The organism is Streptomyces sp. NPDC032745, from assembly GCF_055579465.1.
In genome coordinates this window covers 1-21,012 of the sequence record NZ_JBVING010000008.1, presented here as the reverse complement: position 1 = coordinate 21,012, position 21,012 = coordinate 1, and the positions used below count along the sequence as shown (strand labels likewise).

19 protein-coding genes and 1 pseudogene are annotated in these 21,012 nt (G+C 70.7%); 13 read left to right on the top strand and 7 right to left on the bottom strand.

The annotated features are described in order from the left end of the window. Positions 1 to 41 precede the first annotated feature (41 nt). Together ACZ5WG_RS21275 and ACZ5WG_RS21270 are read left to right on the top strand one after the other, a co-directional pair. Positions 42 to 632, top strand: coding sequence for a TetR/AcrR family transcriptional regulator (locus ACZ5WG_RS21275; RefSeq protein WP_468725089.1), 591 nt, complete (start codon positions 42 to 44; stop codon positions 630 to 632). Positions 633 to 798: 166 nt separating this feature from the next. Next, positions 799 to 1,428: an SMI1/KNR4 family protein gene (locus tag ACZ5WG_RS21270; protein WP_468725088.1), complete on the top strand. Its 630-nt coding sequence runs from the start codon at positions 799 to 801 to the stop codon at positions 1,426 to 1,428. Here ACZ5WG_RS21270 and ACZ5WG_RS21265 read toward each other — a convergent pair. Together ACZ5WG_RS21265 and ACZ5WG_RS21260 are read right to left on the bottom strand one after the other, a co-directional pair. Beyond that, positions 1,404 to 2,417 (bottom strand): Vgb family protein, encoded by a 1,014-nt coding sequence (locus ACZ5WG_RS21265; RefSeq protein ID WP_468725087.1) that lies wholly within the window; start codon positions 2,415 to 2,417, stop codon positions 1,404 to 1,406. The genes ACZ5WG_RS21270 and ACZ5WG_RS21265 overlap by 25 nt on opposite strands. A gap of 57 nt (positions 2,418 to 2,474) precedes the next feature. Then, the gene (locus ACZ5WG_RS21260) at positions 2,475 to 4,133 is read right to left on the bottom strand and encodes an ABC-F family ATP-binding cassette domain-containing protein (protein WP_468725086.1); all 1,659 of its coding nucleotides are present in this window, start codon (positions 4,131 to 4,133) and stop codon (positions 2,475 to 2,477) included. Between the two features lie 113 nt (positions 4,134 to 4,246). Between ACZ5WG_RS21260 and ACZ5WG_RS21255 the strand changes: the two genes are divergently transcribed. The 4 genes and pseudogenes from ACZ5WG_RS21255 (at position 4,247) to ACZ5WG_RS21240 (ending at position 8,404) form a co-directional block, all read left to right on the top strand. Beyond that, positions 4,247 to 5,047, top strand: a complete 801-nt coding sequence (locus ACZ5WG_RS21255; RefSeq protein ID WP_468725085.1) for a TetR/AcrR family transcriptional regulator — start codon at positions 4,247 to 4,249, stop codon at positions 5,045 to 5,047. A 104-nt stretch (positions 5,048 to 5,151) separates the two neighbouring features. Next, complete coding sequence (locus ACZ5WG_RS21250) at positions 5,152 to 5,871, top strand: 2-phosphosulfolactate phosphatase (RefSeq protein ID WP_468725084.1); 720 nt, start codon at positions 5,152 to 5,154, stop codon at positions 5,869 to 5,871. A gap of 169 nt (positions 5,872 to 6,040) precedes the next feature. Next, positions 6,041 to 6,941 (top strand): annotated as a pseudogene (locus tag ACZ5WG_RS21245) (SMI1/KNR4 family protein); the annotation flags it as partial. A 230-nt stretch (positions 6,942 to 7,171) separates the two neighbouring features. Next, complete coding sequence (locus tag ACZ5WG_RS21240) at positions 7,172 to 8,404, top strand: GTPase family protein (RefSeq protein ID WP_468725083.1); 1,233 nt, start codon at positions 7,172 to 7,174, stop codon at positions 8,402 to 8,404. A 55-nt stretch (positions 8,405 to 8,459) separates the two neighbouring features. Here ACZ5WG_RS21240 and ACZ5WG_RS21235 read toward each other — a convergent pair whose 3' ends face one another. Further along, positions 8,460 to 9,062: a TetR/AcrR family transcriptional regulator gene (locus ACZ5WG_RS21235; RefSeq protein WP_468725082.1), complete on the bottom strand. Its 603-nt coding sequence runs from the start codon at positions 9,060 to 9,062 to the stop codon at positions 8,460 to 8,462. 532 nt (positions 9,063 to 9,594) lie between these two features. Here ACZ5WG_RS21235 and ACZ5WG_RS21230 point away from each other — a divergent pair. From ACZ5WG_RS21230 to ACZ5WG_RS21220, 3 genes are all read left to right on the top strand, one after another. Beyond that, on the top strand, positions 9,595 to 10,311 hold the full coding sequence (locus tag ACZ5WG_RS21230) for a hypothetical protein (protein WP_468725081.1): 717 nt from the start codon (positions 9,595 to 9,597) through the stop codon (positions 10,309 to 10,311). Between the two features lie 84 nt (positions 10,312 to 10,395). After that, complete coding sequence (locus ACZ5WG_RS21225) at positions 10,396 to 10,980, top strand: hypothetical protein (protein WP_468725080.1); 585 nt, start codon at positions 10,396 to 10,398, stop codon at positions 10,978 to 10,980. Between the two features lie 249 nt (positions 10,981 to 11,229). Continuing rightward, the gene (locus tag ACZ5WG_RS21220) at positions 11,230 to 11,772 is read left to right on the top strand and encodes a hypothetical protein (RefSeq protein WP_468725079.1); all 543 of its coding nucleotides are present in this window, start codon (positions 11,230 to 11,232) and stop codon (positions 11,770 to 11,772) included. A gap of 251 nt (positions 11,773 to 12,023) precedes the next feature. On the opposite strand, the gene ACZ5WG_RS21215 is transcribed toward ACZ5WG_RS21220, so the two are convergent. Together ACZ5WG_RS21215 and ACZ5WG_RS21210 are read right to left on the bottom strand one after the other, a co-directional pair. Beyond that, on the bottom strand, positions 12,024 to 13,499 hold the full coding sequence (locus ACZ5WG_RS21215; protein ID WP_468725078.1) for an RNB domain-containing ribonuclease: 1,476 nt from the start codon (positions 13,497 to 13,499) through the stop codon (positions 12,024 to 12,026). Positions 13,500 to 13,802: 303 nt separating this feature from the next. Then, on the bottom strand, positions 13,803 to 17,102 hold the full coding sequence (locus tag ACZ5WG_RS21210) for a S8 family peptidase (RefSeq protein WP_468725516.1): 3,300 nt from the start codon (positions 17,100 to 17,102) through the stop codon (positions 13,803 to 13,805). A gap of 688 nt (positions 17,103 to 17,790) precedes the next feature. Between ACZ5WG_RS21210 and ACZ5WG_RS21205 the strand changes: the two genes are divergently transcribed. Both ACZ5WG_RS21205 and ACZ5WG_RS21200 read left to right on the top strand, forming a co-directional pair. Continuing rightward, a complete protein-coding gene (locus ACZ5WG_RS21205) occupies positions 17,791 to 18,525 on the top strand; it encodes an RNA polymerase sigma factor (protein ID WP_468725077.1) in 735 nt (244 codons plus the stop codon). Between the two features lie 49 nt (positions 18,526 to 18,574). Beyond that, entirely contained in the window at positions 18,575 to 18,877 is a 303-nt protein-coding gene (locus ACZ5WG_RS21200; protein WP_468725076.1) for a putative quinol monooxygenase, read from the top strand. A gap of 30 nt (positions 18,878 to 18,907) precedes the next feature. On the opposite strand, the gene ACZ5WG_RS21195 is transcribed toward ACZ5WG_RS21200, so the two are convergent. Beyond that, on the bottom strand, positions 18,908 to 19,144 hold the full coding sequence (locus tag ACZ5WG_RS21195; protein WP_468725075.1) for a hypothetical protein: 237 nt from the start codon (positions 19,142 to 19,144) through the stop codon (positions 18,908 to 18,910). A gap of 59 nt (positions 19,145 to 19,203) precedes the next feature. On the opposite strand from ACZ5WG_RS21195, the gene ACZ5WG_RS21190 reads away from it, so the two are divergent. Next, positions 19,204 to 19,410: a hypothetical protein gene (locus ACZ5WG_RS21190; protein ID WP_468725074.1), complete on the top strand. Its 207-nt coding sequence runs from the start codon at positions 19,204 to 19,206 to the stop codon at positions 19,408 to 19,410. A gap of 104 nt (positions 19,411 to 19,514) precedes the next feature. On the opposite strand, the gene ACZ5WG_RS21185 is transcribed toward ACZ5WG_RS21190, so the two are convergent. Continuing rightward, positions 19,515 to 19,790, bottom strand: coding sequence for an isoamylase early set domain-containing protein (locus ACZ5WG_RS21185; RefSeq protein ID WP_468725073.1), 276 nt, complete (start codon positions 19,788 to 19,790; stop codon positions 19,515 to 19,517). Positions 19,791 to 20,129: 339 nt separating this feature from the next. Here ACZ5WG_RS21185 and ACZ5WG_RS21180 point away from each other — a divergent pair, with 339 nt between their 5' ends. Further along, positions 20,130 to 20,924, top strand: a complete 795-nt coding sequence (locus ACZ5WG_RS21180; protein ID WP_468725515.1) for a VOC family protein — start codon at positions 20,130 to 20,132, stop codon at positions 20,922 to 20,924. Positions 20,925 to 21,012 lie beyond the last annotated feature (88 nt).

The window sequence follows — 21,012 nt, the reverse complement described above, 5'->3', positions numbered from 1 at the left end:
CCGGGCGCGATTAAGCAAATAGTTGTGCTTACGATGTGGGGGTGACTTCGAAACAACCGGCCCCGCGCCTACGCAAGAGCCCCGAACAGGTCCGCTCGGCGGTCCACCAGGCCGTCATCGATCTGCTGTCCGACCCCGAGGGTGCGGACCTGACCATCCCCGCGGTCGCGCAGCGCGCCGGGGTGAACCACACCAGCGTCTACCGGCGCTGGGGCAGCCGGGAGGCGCTGCTGGCCGACGTGGTCGTCACCCGCCTCGAACGGGACTGGCCGCTGGCCGACACCGGCACCCTGCGCGGCGACCTGACGGCATGGGCCGAAGCGGGTGTTGCGAGCATCCGCACCCCCGAAGGGCGACTGCTCATCCGCGCCGTCGCACTGTCCATGCCGGGCAGCGCTACAGCTCAGGGAGAGCGTGCACAGCAGTTCGGGCGCCGCATCGGGGCCATCGAGGGCATCCGCGAGCGCGCCACCGCCCGCGGCGAGGTCCCCCCGCCCCTCGACCAGATCCTCGACCAGCTCGTCGCGCCGCTCTATCTGCGGGCGATCTTCGGCATCGACCCGCCGGCCTCCGGCTACCCGGAACTCCTCGTGGACCGTCTCCTCGGCAGCACGGCCACGCCGCCGACCTGAGCGCGAACCGCGCCCGCGCCCCCGGCCCCGGGCACCGCGCCGTCGCGGCGCGGGCGGTGGGCCCGGATGTGTCCGGCACGCACGAGCGTGCTCGGGGCGGTGCCGCCGGGTCGATGTCGGTGGCGCCGGATACCTTCCATCCCACGAGCACAGCACCGGAGGGGACATGCCGTCTGAAGGAATGGCTCTCGCCGCGCTCACGGCCGTCATGTCGCCACATGACGGCGCCGACGAGCAGGTGGACTGGGATGCGATGCGAGGGGCTTGGGGAGTGGGCTTCCCGTCCGACTACATCGCCTTCATGGCCACCTACGGAGCCGGAGGCATCGACGACGCGTTCAGCGTCCTCGCTCCCGAAGCGACCACGCAGCCAGCCTACGGGCAGGAACTCGGGAGCATGTCGGGCGAGACCGCCCTCATGCGGCACATATGGTCGGACGAAGGAGGCCCGGCCGGGGTTGATGCCGGCCCTGACTCCGTCCTCGCCTGGGGTGCCAGCTGCGGAGCCGACGTCCTCGGCTGGCTCACCGTCGACGACGACCCCGACAAGTGGCCGGTGATTGTCTGGGGACGGCACATCCGGCCCCATTGGAAGATCTACGACTGTGGAATGGCGGAGTTCCTCCGGCGTCTGTTCACCAAGGGCTTCGCCGAGTGCCCCCTCAGCGACGCCTCCCTCTGGGGTGAACCCTCGCCGCACTTCCTTCACCGGCGCGAGGAACAACGCCGCCTCGAGTCCGGCGTCGACCCCTACACAGGCGAACCCGACCCCTACTTCGGCATGCAGTTCGACTGACTGCGCCCCGACACCCGGCTATCACCCACCCTGGGTGCCGAACCCGTCGGCATTTTTCCAGCGTCGCCCGGCCGCCCGCCCTCCGGGACCAGCTGCAGGATGTCCCCGCGCTCCAGGGCTGTGTAGAGGGCGCCGTCCGGGCCGAAGGCCAGCCCGTGGGGCTCGCAGTCCGGTGCGGGCAGCGGGTACCGCGTCAGCTCCCCGGACACGGTCAGCCGGCCGATGTGCGAAGCGGCCCACTCCGTGAACCACAGGGCTCCGTCCGGGCCCGCCGTGATCGCGTGGGGGCGGCACTGCGGATCAGGCAGCGGGGAACCGGTGATCTCCCCTGACGTCGTGATCCGGCCGATCCGGCCTGTTCCGATCTCCGTGAACCACAGTGCGCCGTCCGGCCCCGCGGTGATCCCCACCGGTCCGGCCGTCGCGGTGGGCAGGGGATGGACGGTGACTTCGCCCGCCGTCGTGATCCGGCCGAGGGCGTGGGCCTGGTTGAGCGTGAACCACAGGGCGCCGTCATCACCTGACGTGATCATGGAAGGGAAGGCCCCGGTGGGCCCGGGCAGTCCGAACTCCCGGACGGAGCCGTCCACTTCCATCCGGCCGATCCGGTCCGAGTTCAGACCCGTGAACCACAGCGCCCCGTCCGGGCCGGTGGTGATGCCGTACGGGCCGCTGCCCGACGTGGGGACGGGGTACGAGCACGGCGTGCCGTCGGTGGTGATCCGCCCGATCCTGTCGTCCCGCATGCGGGTGAACCAGAGCGCGCCATCGGGTCCGGCGGTGATCTGGGCGGGCCCGCAGTCCGGCGAGTCCAGGGGGAACTCGGTCACCGGTGTCCGGCCGTCGGGGTCGAGGCGGGCGATGCGCCCGGTGTGGACGAGGGTGCACCACAGCGCTCCGTCGGGGCCTGTGGTCAGGGCGTAGGGGCCTGACGCGGTATCGGCCATGGGGAAGGAGCGGCCGGTGGTGAGAGAGACGTCGCGGGGCATGGAGTCCTTTCGGCAGAGCGGGACGGGGGCGAAGGAGCGCGGGTCCGGGCGCGGGCCTCAGGCGGCGGTTGCCGGCGTGCGGCGCGTCGCTGGTCGGAGGTCCAGCAGCCTCCCCTGCCAGCGCGAGCGCAGCATGCGGTCGTGGCTGACGACGACCACCGCGCCGGGGAAATCGGCCAGCGCGGCCTCCAGTTCCTCCACCAGCGCGGGGGAGAGATGGTTGGTGGGCTCGTCCAGCAGCAGGACGTCGTACGGCTCGCTCACCAGCCGGGCCAGGGCCAGGCGCTGCCGCTGCCCGGCTGAGAGCCCGCCTGCCGGGAGGTCCAACCGGTCACGGGTGAACAGGCCGAGGGAGAGCAGCTGTTCGGCATGGTCGTCGGGGCTGCCTGCCCGACCGTGCCCGAAGGCCGCCAGGACGCTCCGGCCCGCCGGGCCGTGGTCGGGCAGCTGGCGCAGCCAGCCGGTCCGTCCGCGTCGTACGAGGTGTCCACGGGCCGGTGGCCCGGCCTTCGTGGCGTTCCCGGCCAGCAGGCCCAACAGGGTGGACTTCCCCGCCCCGTTGGGCCCGCCGACCAGCAGCCGGTCACCGGCAGAGAGGGCCAGGTCGACCGGGGCCAGCCGTCCCCGGACCTCCAGGGCCGCGGCCGACACCAGCAGCCCCCGCGTGCGGCCCGAACGCGGGGCGGCGGTGAAGCGCAGTGGTTCGGGCGGCGCGGCCAAGGGGTGGGCGAGCAGCCGCTCCAACCGTTCCCCGGCCTGGCGGACCCGCCCGGCCACGGACTGCTGGACCCTGCCCGCAGCCCGGTCGTAGGCCATCTTGTTGCCGTCCTTGCGGGCTCGGCCCGGCGCCACCCTGCGGGCGCTTCCGGCCGCGCGCGCCTGCAGCGCCTCGACCTCGGCCTGCCAGGCGGCATGGGCCTCGGTACGGCGCTGCCGGTCGGCGGCGCGTTCCGCGAGGTATCCGGCGTACCCGTTGCCGTGGCGGACGACGCGGTGGGTGTCGCCGTCCACCTCCAGCAGGACGGTGGCGAAACGGTCGAGGAAGACTCGGTCGTGGGAGACGGTGACCGTGGTGCCCGCCCGACTGCGCAGGTGCTCCTCCAGCCAGAGCAGGACGACGTCGTCGAGGTGGTTGGTCGGCTCGTCCAGCAGCAGGATCTCGGGTGCGGCGGCCAGCAGGGTGGCGAGCCGCAGCCGGACCCGTTCGCCGCCCGAGAGGCCGCCGACCATGCGGTCGCGGGGAACGTGGACCAGTCCGAGGCCGTGCAGGGCGCGCTCGACGCGGGCATCGGCCTCGTAGCCGCCGCGGAGTTCGTAGCCGGTCAGCAGGTCGGCGTAGGCGGTGAGCAGTGCGGGGTCGGTTTCGGCGGCGCCGTCCGCCATGCGCTGCTCCATAAGGCGCAACTCGGCTTCGATGGCGCGTAGTCGGGCGAGGGCGCGGTCGATGACCTGCTGCACGGTCAGCTGTCCGGGCAGCTCCTCCTCTTGGGGGAGGTACCCGATGCCTCCGTCTGCGCGGGTGATGATCCGGCCCCGGTCCGGGCGCTCGACGCCCGCGAAGAGGCGGAGCAGGGTCGACTTGCCGGAGCCGTTCTCGCCGACGATGCCGATCCGGCCGCCGGGCGGGAGGGAACAGCTGACGGAGTCGAGGACGAGGCGGCCCCCGTAGGCCTTGGTGACGTCAAGCGCGGTGAGCTGTGCGGTGGTTGCGGTCATACGGAAACTCCTGGGAGTGGGTGACGCGGGGGAGGGGGACTCGGGCGATGGACGGGATGCGGATGAGCATCGTGAACTCCTTAATGCGACGACTGTTGCTTTAAGATGGTGCCATGATGACGACGTCAGCCGCAAGCGATCTTCCGGACCACTCCGCCGACGGGGGACGGGCCGCCTCGGCCGCCTCGGCCGCCCCGGCCGCCCCGGCCGCACCGGCCGCACCGGCCGCACCGGGTGCTCCGGCCGCACCGGGTGCGTCGGCCGGAACTGCCGCAATTGCCGCAACTGCCGGGACCCGGCGCCGGACCGGAGGCCGTAGTGCCCGGGTACGCGCCCAGGTTCTGGCGGCCGTCGGGGAAGTCCTGGTCTCCGCCGGGTACGACGCGCTCACCGTGGACGCTGTCGCCGAACGGGCGGGAGTGCACCGCACCACCGTCTACCGGCGCTGGCGTGACGTCGGCGGACTGCTGGCCGACGTCCTCGACGCGGCGGCCGACGACGCCTGGGAGCCCGCCGACACCGGGTCCCTGGAGGGCGACCTCACCGCTCTCAACCAGGAGGTCTACGACGCCCTGCACCCGGAACACCCCGGCCCGGGCGGCAGCCTCACCACGGCGTTGATCGCCGCGTCCTTCCGCTCCGCCGAAGCCGCGAGGGCCCTGACCCGCTTCTGGGAGGGCCGCTACGCACGCTGTGCACCGGTCGTCGCCCGGGCCGTGGACCGCGGCGAGGTCCCGCCCGGTCCGGACGCGCGGGCCCTGCTGGTGGCGGCCACGGCCCCGCTCTACCAGGAGCTGCTCCTGCTGCGGGCTGCCCCCGATCCCGCCCTGCCGCACCGGGCGGCCCGCGCCGCCCGGGCCGCGGCGGCCGCGGGGGTATTCACGAGGGCCCCGGACACGCCGGCCGCGGCTTGACGCGGCGAAGGCCCCTGCTCCTTAGGCGCTGCATGCCGAGACCGTCGATGTGATGCGCATCACCGTCCGGGTGGTTCGGGTCGGGCATGCGTGATCATGACCGGATGGACGCTCGATTCCTCGGCATTCCTGAGCTGGTCGAAGCCCCGTCCGTGGCGGTCGTGGTCGACGTCATGCGTGCTTTCACGGTGGCTGCCTGGGCCTTTGCCCAGGGGGCGGAACAGATCGTTCTTGCCGAGTCGCAGGACGAAGCCCTGGCGCTCAAGGCTCGCCACCCGGATTGGGTGGCGCTCAAAGACGGTCCGCCCGCGCCCGGGTTCGACGCCGTCAACTCGCCGGGCCTGCTGCGGTCCATTGACCTTGGCGGACGGACCGTTGTGCAGAAAACGACGGCGGGGACGGTCGGCGCTCTTGCGGTCAGGGAGGCATCGCTGGTGCTGTGCGCCAGCTTTGTGGTGGCGGAGGCAACGGCTCGGCTCTTGCGGACACGCGAGTGTGACAGCGCCACGTTCGTGGTCAGCGGCGAGGACGGGCGCGCCGATGAAGATCTGGCGTGTGCTCAGTACATCGCTCGGAGGGCTACCGAGGATGGGGCGGATGCAGCTGAATTCCTCCGCCGCGCCGCCGAGTCGCGCGCCGCCGCCGAGCTGGCAGAGGGGGTGCGCCAAGGAGCCCATCCCGATGACGTCGCACTCTGTCTTGAGCTCGACCGGTTCCCCTTTGCCATGGTGGCGACCTTGGAAGACTCGCTCATGGTCCTCCGTCCGTGCGCCGTGCCTTCGCTGACCGACGAGCCTTCGGTGTGGCCGCTGACCGACCGGTGACGGCCCTCCAGGCGGTGATCACCGACTCGATCAACGACTACTGCCGGTCAGATGAGCCGCTCGGGTACGGCGTGCGTTCACTCACCCCGCCACCCGGGTGCAGCCGGGCACAGACGCTGCCCCCGCCGCCTGCTCACCAGCCGCAGCGGTCGCCGCGTACGGTCGGCGCATGGTTGATCAGAGTTGCCCCGCGTCATCGATACGCGGCTTCGCGACCTGGGAGCCCGTGGCTGCGGCTTCTGCTCGCTGCCAAGGCGGACAGGCCTGCTGACGAGGCCGCCCGCGTGGCGGGACGCATCGGCCGGCATGGCTGGAGCCTGGCTCTGCGACGACGGCAGGCACCGCCCTGGCGCCGTCTGCCCGAGCCGGTGCCCGGCGCGGGGCCGGCCCGTTCCGCGGACCTCGAGCTGCTGGAGCGCACGCTCCGTGAGCGGCTGCCCGACGCCATCGGTGCGACGGAAGAGGAGATCGCCGGCGTTGAAGCGCGCCTTGGGGTCGCGCTGCCCGACGAGCTCAAGGTGCTCTACCGCGTGACACGGGCGCGGTGGGAGGACTGGGGCGACGACCACGAGGCGGTGAGCCGTGTCTACGAGGCGGTGGGCTGCGAGCTCTCCGCCGTGGACGAGCTGTACATCGCCGACGCGTCGACCCGTCAGTGCCGTTGGGAGTTCGCGGCCACGAAGGCGTTCGCCGCCCCGCCCGGCGCCGCGGTGCAGGGCCTGGTCGGCTCACCCGGATGGATCGTGTTCGGGGAGAACGGTGGCGGCGACCAGCTGGCGGTCGACCTGACACCCGGCCCGAGCGGACACATCGGGCAGATCATCATGCTCAGCTACGAGGAGAGCATCGGCGCCGAACTCATGGCCGACTCCCTCACCGACTTGGTCCTCAACCGGGAGAGCGAAGAACGCCGGGACCGCTGCCCGGAGCCGCCGCTCGTCGCCAGGGTCAACATCGCAAGCCTCAAGAGCGTCCGGGAGGCTGCCCACCCAGGTCTGGAAGTCCTCTCCATCGGTGTGTGGGACGCCGCGCCGCTCAGCCTCGCCCCCGTCACCGGACCTCGCCCTCGGGGACCGGCCCCAGATCATCCAGACCGTCCTGAAGGAGACCTCGGCCCTGTGGCGTAGGCCCCGACGGCCCCGAGACAGGATTCGTTGCCCCCGAGGCGGCGTGCGCGGGGCGTACGTACGGGTCCGTGTGCGCCGATGACACGCAACGGCGCAGGAGATAGTTTCCCCTTCGAGTCGAGCTGGCCACCCGCCCGGGTGACCGGCTGACGCCCACGGGGGGAGCTGCTGCCGTGTCGGACAGCCCGGAAGACGAATTCAATTCCCTGGACCACGCACTCGAAAGTCTCCTCTCGATCATCGAGATGATGCCGCCGGCCGTGCGCAACAGGACGCAGAGGGAGATCCAACAACTGCTGGGCATGCTCCGGGACCGGCGCAGTCCCCGCGTCATGCTGCTGGGCAGGCGCGGCGCGGGGAAGTCGGGTCTGATCAATGCCATATTCGGCGCTCCCGTACGGAAGGTGGGTTCCGTCCGTGCGCAGACGGGGGCGCCGTGCTGGGAGCTGTGTGAATTCGGGGGCCGGGAGATGGAGATCCTGGACACCCGGGGCGTGCAGGAGGGATCCCGGCCGGCCGAGGCCGACCCTGCGGAGTCGGCCGAGGAATCCCTCATCAACGCGGTGCGCGAGCGGTGCCCCGACGTCATCCTGTTCCTGGTCAAGGCCAGGGAGGTGGATGCCGCGATCTCGGGTGACCTGGCCGCTCTGGAATCCGTACATCGGGAGGCCGTTCGCGTACACGGGACGGAAGTGAAGATCGTTCCGATCCTCAGCCAGTGCGACGAGCTCGACCCCGGCTATCTCCACAGCCCGCCGTACGGCGCCAGGAAGACCGGCCACATCCGCGAAGCGTCGAAGCTCTTTGCCGAGCACCTCCGCGAAAACGACTATCTGGCCCCGTTCATCGCCTGCGGAGTCGTGCCCACGTCCGGGCTGATGGATTTCGACGAGCAGGGCCGCCTCGACCCCGACCTGGACTTCCGCTGGAACATCGACCTGCTCGCCCTGAGGATGCAGGACGTGCTGCCCGACGCGACGCAGCTCGCGTTCGTGCGGCTGGCCCAGTTCCGCAGGGTGCAGAAGCAGGTGGCCAGGAGGATCGTCTTCATCACGGCGGCTGTCTGCGGCGGCATCGGCCTCCAGCCGATACCGGTCGCGGACCTGCCGTTCATCACCTCGCTTCAGGTCTTCATGATCGTGGTCATCGCCTACATCTCCGGACGCGAGATATCGGTGGAACTGGCCCGGGAACTCGGCGTCGGTCTCGGGCTGAACATCGGAGCGGGAGTGGCGTTCCGGGAGATTGCCCGAGCGCTTCTCAAACTGATACCCGGCCCCGGGAACGCCTTGTCGGGAGCCATGGCGGCCGCGGGTACCAAGGCCATCGGGTCGGCCGCGATCGTCTACTTCATCGACAAGCAGCCGATCGACGCCGCGCGGCGCCGCTTCGAGGCAGGTGGGTGACCCCACTCGGTGCGCGGTGCGGCCGCGGTACGGATGAGGCTCGGGGCCGGCCGGCTCAGGCTTGGTCGGGACGGGGCGCGAGGGCGGGCATGAGGGCGGGCATGAGGGCGTTCAGCACGGTCTCCATGTATCCCTTGGGGATGGGGCGGGTGCGCAGCAGCCAGGTGTGGTAGACCGGTCCGTAGATGAGTTCCACCGCCAGCTCGAGGTCCAGGTCGGCGCGGATCTGTCCCGCGTCGCGGGCTGTGGCGAGGCGGGCGATGCATGCGTCGATGGAGACCCGCAGGATGCGGGTGATCCCCTCCGCCGCGGCCTCCTCGGTCTGGGCGGCGGCGATCAGACCGCGCCAGATCGCGCCGAACTCAGTGTCGAAGAGCCGCGTCACGTTGGCGGTCTGGGTGACAAGGTCGGCCAGGATGTCACCGGTGTCGGGGAAACCGGCGGCGGCGTCGCGTGCGGTCTCGACGCCCTCGATGAGGATGGCGGCCTTGGACGGCCACCAGCGGTAGATGGTGGTCTTGCCCACGCCGGCCCGCGTCGCGATGCCCTCGATGGTGGTTGCCGCGAAGCCTCGTTCGGCGCAGAGGTGTAATGCGGCTTCGACGATGGCCTGCCGGGACTGTTCGTTGCGGTAGGCGGGCGGGGGTGGCGGGGGCACGACCTGACCCTATCGGAACACAACGCTACGTCTCGTATTGACAGCTGACGGTGCCGCTGACATCGTGGTCGAAACGCAACGCTTCGTTTCGTATCGTTGTGTAGCGGGGGCGTCGCCGGCACCCGTGATCACGGGTGCCGGGGCCGACGCCTTGTCCGTTCGAAATCGCCGCCCAGGCCGGCCGGGAGAGCTGGTCTACCAAGCCGCCAGCCCGGGCGCGGCGGCTTCGCCGCTCCCCTTTGACCGCCACTACGCCCTGAGCAACGCCGCGCGACGTGGCTGCGTTTCGCCTCCTCCCACACCGCCGACCGGCTGCCCGGCTTCGGTCCAGGACTCGGCCAAGGGCACAGAGCTCGAGCTCGCGGCGGCGGAACCGGCAGAGCTGGAGGCCGCACTACCGAACCGAGCTTCAACCGGTGGTCCCTCGGCGTCCGTGGCGCGGCCTGGCCGGGGCGACGGCGAAGGCTGTTGTCAGTGGTGGGCGGGAGGATGAGACGTACCGCTGAACCAGCCGCGTCCCGAGGGGTCTTCCATGTCCGCATCCGCATCCGCATCCACTTCCGGTCCTGCGTCCGACGTTGCGCCCGCCGGGTTCTCCACCGGCTGGTGCGCCACGGACCTGGGGCGTTTCCGAGCGTGCGCGTCCACGTACGACGTCTACCCCCTGGACACGCTGCCGCCGCTGGACGCCGCGCAACTCGACGGCAGCTTCGGCTGGCTGGGCGGCGCGGACGGTCCGCGGTCGGAGCACGCTGAGCATCTGGCGGCCGTGGAGCGGGACCTGGCCGTGGTGGGGCTCGCACTCCCCGCGGACTTCGCCGCCTTCTACGCCGGTGAGCGCATCTGCCGGGCCTTCGACGAGGTCTCGGTGACGGCCTGCTGGAGCCACCTTTCGCGTCCGCTGCGCAGCCCGGCCGAGGAGGGCGCCCGTCTCGTACGGTTCCTGCGGGACCAGCAGGACTGTGTCACCTGGTACCTGTACCTGCGGCCCTGCGGTGAGGTGTTCGTGGTCTGCTCGCCCGTGGAGCTGGAGTCCGCCGGCTGGTGGTCCGACGGGGAACCGGCGGAGGAGACCCGGGTCGCGGTGGCCTCCTCGCTGATGCGATGTGCCGACACCTTCGAGGAGTTCGCGTACCGCTTCGTCGTGGAGAACGAGCTGTGGATGCAGGTGAACTCCACCGGAGCCGATGGCGCGCTGGCTCCCCACCTCCAGGCGTACGCCGACCACTACGCCGCTGCTGCCTCCTGATCCGCTCGAGCAGCCCGCGTACTCACCGGCGCCTGAGTACGGGAGCGGTACCGCCCGCCCGGATCCGCCTGCTGGGATGGGCCCATGACGACGACACCCTTCCCCGCCGCGCACGCCCCGGACCCCGCGCCGCTCCGCCGGCGCCGCACCAGGGCATTGACCGTGGGCGGCGCGGTGCTGCTCGTCGCGGCGCTCACCCAGGGCTGCGTGGGCAGCCGGGTGATGTCGGAGATGGAGTTCCGCGAACACCTGAGGCTGACGCAGCAGGCGGGCGAAGACGCGGTGCGGCGGCTGGGGATGGCCCCCTCGTCGATCGTGGACCGGCGCGAGCTGGCCAATGCTTCCTGTAAGGACGACCTCGGTACCGACTCCGAGGGCGTCACCCGTGACCAGGCGATCATCACCTGGGCGCCCCGCTATGCGAGCCCCGCGGCGTACGGGGAAGCGGTCGACACGCTCCGCGGGGCATGGTCTGCGCAGGGCCTGAAGGTGGAGGACATACCCGCCCCCGGAACCGGCGAGCCGGGAGCCGGCTTGCCGGGAATCCGAACGGCCAACGACCGTGCCATCAAACTGTCGCTGCGGCCCGACCGGTACTCGGGCGAGCCGACACTGCTGGCCGACGCCGGATGCGTACGGCACGAGGCGTACCTGGTGAGGTGGGAGTAGAGCCTGCTCCGGGCAGAACGTGCCGGCCGGTGCGGACACCTTCCCCGGTGCGGACGCCTTCCCCGGTCCCGGCTCAAGCCGCAGAGGCTGCCGGCCTGCGTCCCGCTTGTGATCAGTGTGTCGTGATCGTGTCACGATCAGGTGGGCCCGTCCGGCTCGGCGCGACCAGGCGAAATAAAGACGGTATTAAGGTGACGTGCGCCTGCCAAGGTGCCTACTTGCTCATCACTCTTTGCAACGGGATTGAATGTGAAGCTTCGTCATGTCCGGGCAATAGCCGTCTTCGGTATCGCCGTTGTCGCGCTCACGGGGGCTCGTGGCTCCCACGGCGCCAGCTGCGGTGGCAGCCACGGCTCCAGCTCCTCGCACTCCAGCAGCTCGGGCGGCTCCAGCGGCGGTAACACCGGCGGTACCACGGGTGGTAGCGGCAGCGACAGCAGCAGCGGCACCTCGTTCGGCACGCCCTCCGTTACGGGCGGTTCGAGCAGCGCCAACAAGGCCGAGCGTGACATCAAGATCGACAAGTGCCGCCTGGACGACTCGGGCAAGAACCTCGTCGCCCGGCTCACCGTCACCAACAGCGGCTCGTTGAGCTACACCTACAACATCACCATGAAGTTCGAAGGCGCGCCCGGGTCGAACGCCCTCGCCGCCACGGCCAGGGTCACCAACCTGACGGTCAAGGCCGGCGGATCCCAGCAGGCCGAGGCCACAACGCCGTACACCGGCAAGGGCGACGGACGCGAATACAAGGAGTGCGTCGTCTCCAGCGCGACCAAGAGCGTCTCCTGACACACCGTTCCTCAGGCATGGGCCGCCTGGCTGGGCTGGGACCAGCACCGCGACGTGCACCCCGACGGTTCGGTGACGGGCCCGTACGAGGCACGGCAGGTGATGGGGCCGGTACTGAGCCTGGCGGCCCCGGTGGCCTGGGCGGCCACTCTCGTGGCGACCTCTGCCCTCTCCGTCCTGGTCACCCGTATGACGCGCGACGGCCGCGGCCGGGGCCCGCTCCGGAAGCAACGGCAAACCACTGACTCAGGTCACTGGTCCTGCACCAGGCTGAAGAGGATCTTCTTGCCCCTGTCGGGGAACGCGGGGTCCGCCCGCTCGAGCCTGACCCGGACGCCTGCGCCCAGCTTGAGGTCGACGTCCGCCGAGGTGACTCTGCCCACCACGGCGGGCTCCGCCATCTGGACCTGTCCCTCCCGCCGGTTCGACGGGTCCTCTTCCTCGTCGGTGTCGATCACCGTGGCGTCGAAGGTGCCGCCCACCCGGTCCATGAGTACTGCCGCCTCCACCAGGTCCACGGACTGCCGGTCCGCCGCACTCCCCTTCGCCTTCGCCATCCTGCTCGGCAGGTCGTCCAGGGCCGCGAGTACCCAGTTCGGCGGGGCCTGGCCGGCGCAGGCAGCCACGCACAGTTCACCGGCGTACCGGTCGACCAGGCGCCGCAGCGGGGCGGTGCAGTGCGTGTACGGGGCCGCGATCGCCGCGTGGCTCGTCTGCTCGGGGATGTGGTCGTGGTCGCGGAAGGACTTGTAGAGCGATTTCAGCAGCAGGGCGCCGGCCGCCTCGTGGAGGAAGGCCGCGTGCTTCTGGTCGTGCGGATCGAGCGAGCGGATCAACTCGGCGTACGAGACGTGGTGCGGCCAGTCGATGCCCAGGCCCTGGGCGATGCGGTGCAATCGTGTGACCTCGTGGGTCGGGGCCATGTCCTGGGTCCGCAGGATGCCCGGACCGCTGTCCAGCATCATCCGGGCCGCGGCCATCCCGGTCATGAGGGAGATCTGCTCGTTCCAGCCGTCCACGGGCAACGGGGCCCGGTAGCTCAGCCGGAACGATCCGTCCTCGAACGTGACCTCCTGCTCCGGGAGGGTGAGCGAGATGCCGCCCCGCGTGGCCTCAACGGCCTCGCGCAGGGTGCCGATGTCGCGCAGCAGCGCCACGGACTCCTCGGCGGTGCCGGAGTCGATGGCGTGCTGAACGCCCGCGTAGTCGAGTTTGGCCCGGCTGCGGACCAGGGCGCGACTCACGTACGACGTGGTCACCTCGCCGTGGGCGTCGAGGTCGTGCTGCCACAGCAGGGCGGGGACGGTCTGGTCCGGCAGCAGGCTGGCCGCGCCCTCGGAGAGCGCGGGCGGGTGCAGGGCCACTTTGCCGTCGGGGAAGTACAGCGTCACGATCCGCTTGTGGGCCTCGGCGTCCAGCGCGCCGCCGGGCGCGACGAAGGCGGCCACATCGGCGATGGCGTAGTACACGCGGAACCCGCCGCCGGGGCGCCGCTCCAGGTACATGGCCTGGTCGAGGTCCTTCGACGTCGGCGGGTCGATCGTGAAGAGCGGCAGGTGGGTGGCGTCCTTGTCGGGCAGCCGGGGCGCGTGGGCGGCGGCGTCGGCCGCTTCGAGCACGGGTGCGGGGAAGGCCGCGGGGGCATGCAGCTCGGTCCGCAGCTTCTGCAAGGCGGTGCGCAGCGCGGCCTTGGCCGCTTCGGACATGTGCATCGGGCGGCGTGGCATGCCCCGAGCATAGGGCGGCGGGCACGCACCGGCACGGCGGGGCGATCCGTCCGGAGGACCCGGCCGCGAGAGGGCTCTGGCCCGGCGGGGGGCGTCGGCGCCCTGGCCCGGCACCCGCCGGTCCCGCGCGGAGCGGACTCCGGAAGGCGAGGCCGAGGATGCGGCGCCGGTCGCCGCTCCGGTCCGGACGATCCCGGACATTCCCCCGACGATCAGGTACACGTCCTCGACGGAACGTGCTGGAAGCGTTTTTGAACGCTTCCAGCACGTCGTCGTCACGCGATATCCGTCACCGGGGCAACGTCAGCTGCCGTAGTACGCGTTGTGGATCGTCAGCGACGACTTGTTGCCCTGCTTGTCCGTGACGTCGGCGAAGAACGAGACGGCCTTGTCCTTCGACGGGTTCTTCACGGAGATCTTGCCGTTCGCAACCTTCACGGGCTGCCAGGTCTTCCCGTCGTCGTAGCTCACGGACACGGCGAGCGACTTGAGGTTCTTCCCGGCCGCCGAGCCTTGCACGGTCACCGGTACGTGGACCGACTTGCCCGCCGGGGCGCGCGAGGCGAGGTCGACGGGGGCCGCGAAGCGGACCGTGGACACCGGCAGCGCGGTGGTGGCCGCGACCTGCTTCGAGCGGAACGTGAAGCTGGTGTCGATGCGGGTGGAGGCTGCGGCGACCTTGGCCGGGCGCTCTACGGAGGTCGCCAGCCGGTACTCGGCATCGGCGGCGTCGACCTTGAAGGGCTGCGCGCCGCCCAGCGGGTCGTCGTTCTCGCCGACCTTGACGCCGTTGCGGTACAGCGTCGACGTGGCCGAGGTGTACGTCGTCAGACCCGCGTGGCCGTTTCCGTCGGCGAACAGCGGCAGGGCGCCGATGAGCTGCTGCTCGCCCGTGGCCGGGTCGGGTGCGGTGCGGAAGACGCCCGTCTTCTCGCCCAGAAGCGGGCCGAAGACGCCGGTGTTGAACGTCTCCCGGTACGTCCTGCCGGCTTCGTAGCGCTTCGGTTCGGTCATCTCGTAGGCGCCGTCGAAGGCCGGGTAACCCCACTTGTCAGGCTCGCCGAACTGGTCCGACCTGGTCAGCCACTTGACGCCGTCGGCGGTGGACACGTAGAAGGTGCGCGTGCCGGGCGTGGCCTGCGGCGCCGAGAACCCGTTGCCTTCCGGCGCACCCGGCAGATGGGCGAACGGAGAGGTGACAGTGGTCTTCCCGGGAGCGGAGGCACCGACGCCGACCTTGAGCGTCGCCAGTTCGTTCGCCTTCACGTGCTTGGTGTAGCCGGTCGCGACCTTCTGCGTCTTGCCGCCGAAGGCCACCGAGTACTGAGCGGTAGCGTCCTTGAGCAGGTGCGCGTCCCAGGTCTGGAGGAGCGAGCCGTCGCTGACGCCCGGACCCATGTGCGCGGTGCGGAAGTTGGTGAAGCCCCTGAGGACCCAGCCGTTGCCGACGCGGCCGATGTCGGTCGCGAGCTCGTAGTACGTCCCCCCGTAGTCCACCTTGTCGAGGCCGGGCACGGTGATGTCCACCGGCTTGGTGGTGCGCGCGTCGGCGGTGACCGCGGTGTCGCCGGAGATGTCCAGCTTCGGCTGGGCGATCCAGTCGGTGCCCTTGGTGAGGTCCGACGGGTCCTGGTAGACGGCCGCGTTGAACGTGTAAGAGCCCTTGGGCACACGGATCTTGTGCGTGCCCGGCTCGTTGTCGATGCGGGGCTGGAAGCCCTTGCCGGAGCCGGCGACGCCGATCAGGGTGCTGGAGAAGTTCCGGGCGTCGGCGCCGTCGCGGTCGATGGTCCTGAGCGTCAGGTCGTAGGACTCCGCCTCGCGGACGGCCACCGCGGCCGTGCGGACGGACTGGCCCGCGCCGGTGGCGGTGACGTAGCCGGAGTAGGTGCCGTCGGCGTCGCCGATCCTGGTGTCGGCGGTCAGGCCGACTTCGGCCGTGCCGCCGGCGGGCACGGTCACCTTGGTGGTGCCGAGCGCGAAGAACCCGGCCGGGGCCGGCTTGCCCGCCGGGTCCAGCGCGGACACCGACAGGTCAAGGGTGACGTCGCTGGTCCCGAGGTTGCGGTAAGCGACCTTCTTGGTGAGGGGCCGGTCGTCGGGATGTGGCCACTGAGCGACGCCGAAGCTCAGGGAGACCGGATCGGCGATCACGCTCTGGGCCAGCGCCTTGTCGACCTGGATGCGGCCCGAACCCTGCTGGAAGGCGGTGTAGTCGCCGCCCTTGGCGGAGGCCGTCAGCGCGCCCTTGAGCTCGGCGGACTTCCATCCCGGGTGCAGCTGTTTCAGGATCGCCGCCGCGCCCGCCACGTGGGGCGTGGCCATGGAGGTGCCGTCCATCTGCAGGTAGCCGGGGGCCGGGTGCGGTGTGCCGGGGCGGGTGTCGAGCGCGCTGCCGGGGGCGGCGGCCGCGGTGATGGCAACGCCGGGCGCGGTCACGTCCGGCTTGACGGCTCCGTCCCCGGTGCGCGGACCGATGCTGGAGAAGGGCGCCAGCTTGTCGTCCTTGTCGACGGCGCCGACGGTCAGCGCGGCGTCCGCGCTGCCGGGCGAGCCCACCGTCGAGTCGCCGCCCTCGCCTTCGTTGCCCGCCGCGATGGCGAACAGGATCCCCTTCTCGGCGGACAGTTTGCCGACCGCCGCCTCCATCGGGTCGACGCCGGGGGAGTCCGGGCCGCCGAGACTGAGGTTGACGACGTCCGCGCCCTCGGCGGCGGCCCACTCCATGCCCGCGATGATCCCGGAGTCGTCCCCGGCTCCTTCATCGTTCAGTACTTTCCCGCTGATGACCTTGGCACCCGGCGCGACACCCTTATACCTGCCGCCCGACGTGGCACCGGTACCGGCGGCGATCGAGGCGACGTGCGTGCCATGTCCGACGCGGTCTGCGGTGTCGGGGGAGGTGGAGAAGTTCTTCTCGCCGATGACCTGGGTCTTCAGGTCATCGTGGGTCTTGTCGACTCCGGTGTCGAGGACGGCGATCTTGACGCCCTTGCCGTCGTACCCGGCCGCCCACGCCTTGTCGGCGCCGATCTGCTCGACACTGCGGTCCAGGCTCGCTCTGCGCACCCCGTCCAGCCACACCTTCCCGATGCCGGAGGCGGTGGCGCGCACGCCGCCCTCGCCCTGGTCGGTCAGCGCCTCCCACACCCTGGCCACGTCGTCCTGCGAGGTACGGAGGGCGTCGGCGTTGATGGTGGGGAACGTGCGCCGCAGCTGGGTGTCACCGGCCGAACGCACCTCGGCCCGTGCAGTACTGGCGCCCCCGTCGTACTGCACGATCAGCTTGAGCCCGTCGCGGTGGCTCTTGCGCAGCAGCGGGTTGGTGAGCTCGTCGACGTCGAAGAGCCGCTGGTCCAGCTTGCCCGTGGCGATCAGGCGCTGCGCGTCGCTGGGCACCACCAGTGTGTGGTCCTTGGTGCGCTGTACCTGTACGGGTATGCGCTCACGGCCCTTGGCGGACTCGAAGCCCACCACCTGGCCCTTGTCGCCGACCGCCACGCGGTCGCCCGTGATGAGCTGGATCCGTCGGTTGCCGTCCGAGCGCGTGGTGTCCGCTGTGGTCGTCGTGGCCGTCGTGACGGCCGCTGCGGGGCCGGTCATGCCTGCCACGAGGGCCACCGAAGCGGCCGCTGTGACGGTGAAGGCGCGTGCTCTGTGCACATGTGCGCGCAAGTCTCCCCCAGGAGCTTGGGATGAGGTCGATGGGTCATTCCAGCCAGGGGCGCAACGGCGCCCGACGGGCCGGTCAGCGCAGTATGTGAGGCGGGGGAGACGTGATCAACGGCGGGACGGCGACGAGGGATTGAGTTGTGCGACTTCAGGCCATCCGGATGCCGGCGAGTTCGATGGGGCGACGACGGCGGTGTGATGACTGTGTGACGGCCGAGCGATGCTTGTGCGACACCGGCGCACAGCAGGCCCTCCGGATCGCGGAGCAGGGCAGGCCCGCGCGCTTTCGAGGGCCGGTGCCTCCGCAGCCGACGCGTGCCCCTCCGATTGGCCGTATCCGTATCCGTACCCGGAGGGGCCGCTTTCGTCCGCCAGATGGTGGGGCTGACCGCAGGATGCGACGGTCCGATGCCGGTTCGTGGCGGGTCCTCATCGAGTGGGAGGTGCAACGAACCTGACGGTCCACCAGCAGTGCCGGGGGCCCTGCCACGGCTGAGCGACCCGAAAAGCCGTGCGGGATATCAGTTTTCCGGTGTCGGATGGATCACCTTTACAGCCTTCGCGGACCAGCCCGAAAATAGCGGATCTTCTCCAACCGCTTTTCGAACAAGGGTTACTCATGCCCCGTGGACGCTCCCGACTGGTCGGCGCCCCTGATCACGAACTGACGGCACTGATCCGCAATGGTACAGACCAGGAACCCGTCAGGATTCTCTACGAACGACACTGGCGGAACGTGCTCCACTACGCACGGAGCTGCTGCCGCAGTCCGCATACCGCGGAGGACCTCGCCTCCGAGGCCTTCACCCGGACGCTCGAGGCCATCCGGGACGGGCACGGCCCCAGCACGGCATGGCGCCCGTATCTGCTGACCGTCGTCCGGCGGACGGCGGCGCAGTGGGCGGCGTCCGAGCGGCGCACCGAGCTCTCCGAGGACTTCGACCGCTGGTGCGATGAGCACGTGTGCGCCGTCGGCAGCCCGAGTGCCGAGGACCGCCTGCTCCAGTCCGAGGATCGTCAGATGGTCCTGCACGGGTTCCGCTCACTGCCCGAACGCTGGCAGGCGGTGCTCTGGTACAGCGAGGTCGACGAGCAGCCGGCGAGCGTGGTCGCCCGCCTGTTCGGCCTGAGCCGCAGCGGCGTCTCCTCGCTCGCCGCCAGGGCCCGGGACGGGCTGAGGGAGGCATACCTCGCCGCGCATCTGTGCCGCACCGGCGGAAACGAGGAATGCCGCCGCTACGGCTTCCTCCTCTCCGCAGCCGCGCGCAAGCCGGGGAGACGGGTGAAGGGCGTCCTCGCGGCACACCTCGACGTGTGTCCGGCGTGCCGACGGCTGTGGCACAGCAGACGCTGAGGCGGAAATACTTTTCCGGTGCCCAGCTTGGCGATCTAGGATGCGGATCATGCCCCAACCCATACGTCTCGTCATCCTGATCACCACGCTTCCGGGTCGCGGCCGGGAGCAAATCGACGCGTACGAGCGCCTCGCGCCCATCGTGCGAGCCGAAGACGGGTGCCTGCAATACGACTTGCACCAAGTGAGCGGCGATCCCGACCGTTTTGTTCTCATCGAAGAGTGGGCGTCGAAATCGGCGCTCGCCGCACACGATGTCACCCCGCACATGGTCGAAGCCGACGCAGCCAGTCCTGCGTTCCGGGCGGGACCCGCAGAGGTGATCGAGCTCGTCGTCGAACCAGTGGCCTGAGCAAACGCTGCGCCGCACAGCCACCCGCGGCTAGGGCGATGTGCTGCTGATCGAGGGCGCCGGGCCCACTACGATCCGGCCGAGCGGGCTGACAAGTTGCGGACGGAAGCAGCCCGAGCGGTCCAACGTCTCCATCGCGTCGCGGTTCTCGACGTCCTCGTCCGAACGCTTGTGGGTTTCGTAGTCGAGCCCGTCTGGGCCCCTCGGGGTGTCGGCGGGGCCGCCACCGGCTCCGCAGCCGGTCACCCATGTGATGCGAAGCGTCACTTTGTGTGTCAGCGTGGGGAGGGAAGCCTTCAGTCACGTGTCGCAGAGGAGTCGCGGTCATGGGCGGTAAGCAGGACAAGCGCCAGGAGCCGGGCAAGGGCCGCGAGGAGCAGGAGCGCATGCGTGCTGTGGAGCAGGACCCCGTCCACCCCGGTACCCGCGAGGAGCGGTCTGGCAAGATGAGCCCCGAGGAGATCGCGCAGCGCCGCCTGGAGGCGATGCGGCGTGAGCGCGGCGATGACGAAATGCGCGAAGACGAGTTCTGACCACATCGGATCGCTCTTCGCCCATGCACGCAGGACCCGGTCGGGCCCGTGGCCACCATCACCCCGGCCGGGTCCTGCCACGTGCCCGGCCCGCAACCTACCCGTCAGGTGTGGAGTCGGCAGTTGGTGCCGTCGTGGCAGTCGGCGTGTTCGTCGTCGAACCAGTAGTCGCCGGCGGCGAGGTAGCGGAAAGAGTGTGCGCTGTGGGCTGGCAGGGTGACGCTGGCGGCGCGGGTGCCGTCGCCCCGGGGCTCGAGGGGGTGGGCGGCCGGGTTCCAGTGGTTGAAGTCTCCGACGACGCTGACCGGCCCGTCCGGGGCGTCGGCGGGGAGGACGAAGGTGACCTGGGTGCGGCCCTTGGTCTGCTTGCGTTCGAGCACTGAATCTCCAGCGGCGAAGAAGTCGGAACGGCCTGCGCATCCTCCCGCGTGCGTGAGCCGGCTTCCGCGGTGCACGACCGTGAGTCGGGCGCAGGTCACCCGGCCGGTCGCCCGATGGCCGGGCGCGCACGCGAGGAACGGGCGCGCGAGGCCGAGGCGCCCTCGGACGGGCCGACGAAAGCGAACCGATCGGGGCCGGCTCGACGACGTCCGTCGGCCCGGGCTTCACTTCCACCCGGTCGTACGGTGACCCGTTCGGCGCGGTTCGGGGTCTGCGGGGCGGGTACGGGACAGCCCGTCCTTCCCCAACGGTATCCACCGGAGGCATCAGTGCCCGACATGAACGGCCCGTACAAGCCCGGCACCCCGTGCTGGATCGACCTGATGGTCCCCGACCAGCAGGCCGCCCTCGACTTCTACTGCGGCCTGTTCGGCTGGCAGGGGGAGATCGGCCCGCCGGAGACCGGCGGCTACTCGGTCTGCCAGCTCAAGGGCAAGCCCGTCGCCGGAATCATGAAGGCGATGAACCCGGACGGCACGGTGCCCGACCCGATGCCGCCGACCGTGTGGACCACGTACCTGTCCACCGACAACGTCGACGGAACCGTCAAGGCCGTCACCGACGCGGGCGGCAGCGTCATGATGGGCCCGGTCGACGTCATGGACCTGGGCCGGATGGCGATCATCACCGACCCGACCGGCGCCGCCGTCGGCCTCTGGCAGCCCGGCACCTTCGACGGCGCCGGCATCGTCAACGAGCACGGGGCCCTCATCTGGAACGAGCTCGCCACCCACGACACTGCCGTGGCGGCCGAGTTCTACTCCCGCGTCCTGCCCCTCACCACCGGCCCCGCCGACCTCCCGGGTGCCGAGGGCTACACCACCATCCGCGTCGACGGCCGTGAGGTCGGCGGGATGATGGGTCTCGACCAGCACCCGGCGGGCACCCCGCCGCACTGGCTCGCGTACTTCCACACGGACGACGTGGACGCGATCGCCGCGGCAGCCGGGAAGGCCGGGGGCAAGGTCATCGCCCCACCCTTCGACATGCCGGCCGGCCGGATGTCCGTCCTGGCCGACCCCCAGGGCGGCGTCTTCGCCGTCATCAAGGGCATCACACCGGACCAGCCCTAGGGAGTGTCGTCAAAGTGGCGTCGGCCGCCCGGAAGGGCGGGGCTGGCGGGGTCTGGTGCGTGCGATCGCAAGGCGGAGGAGGGAAGCG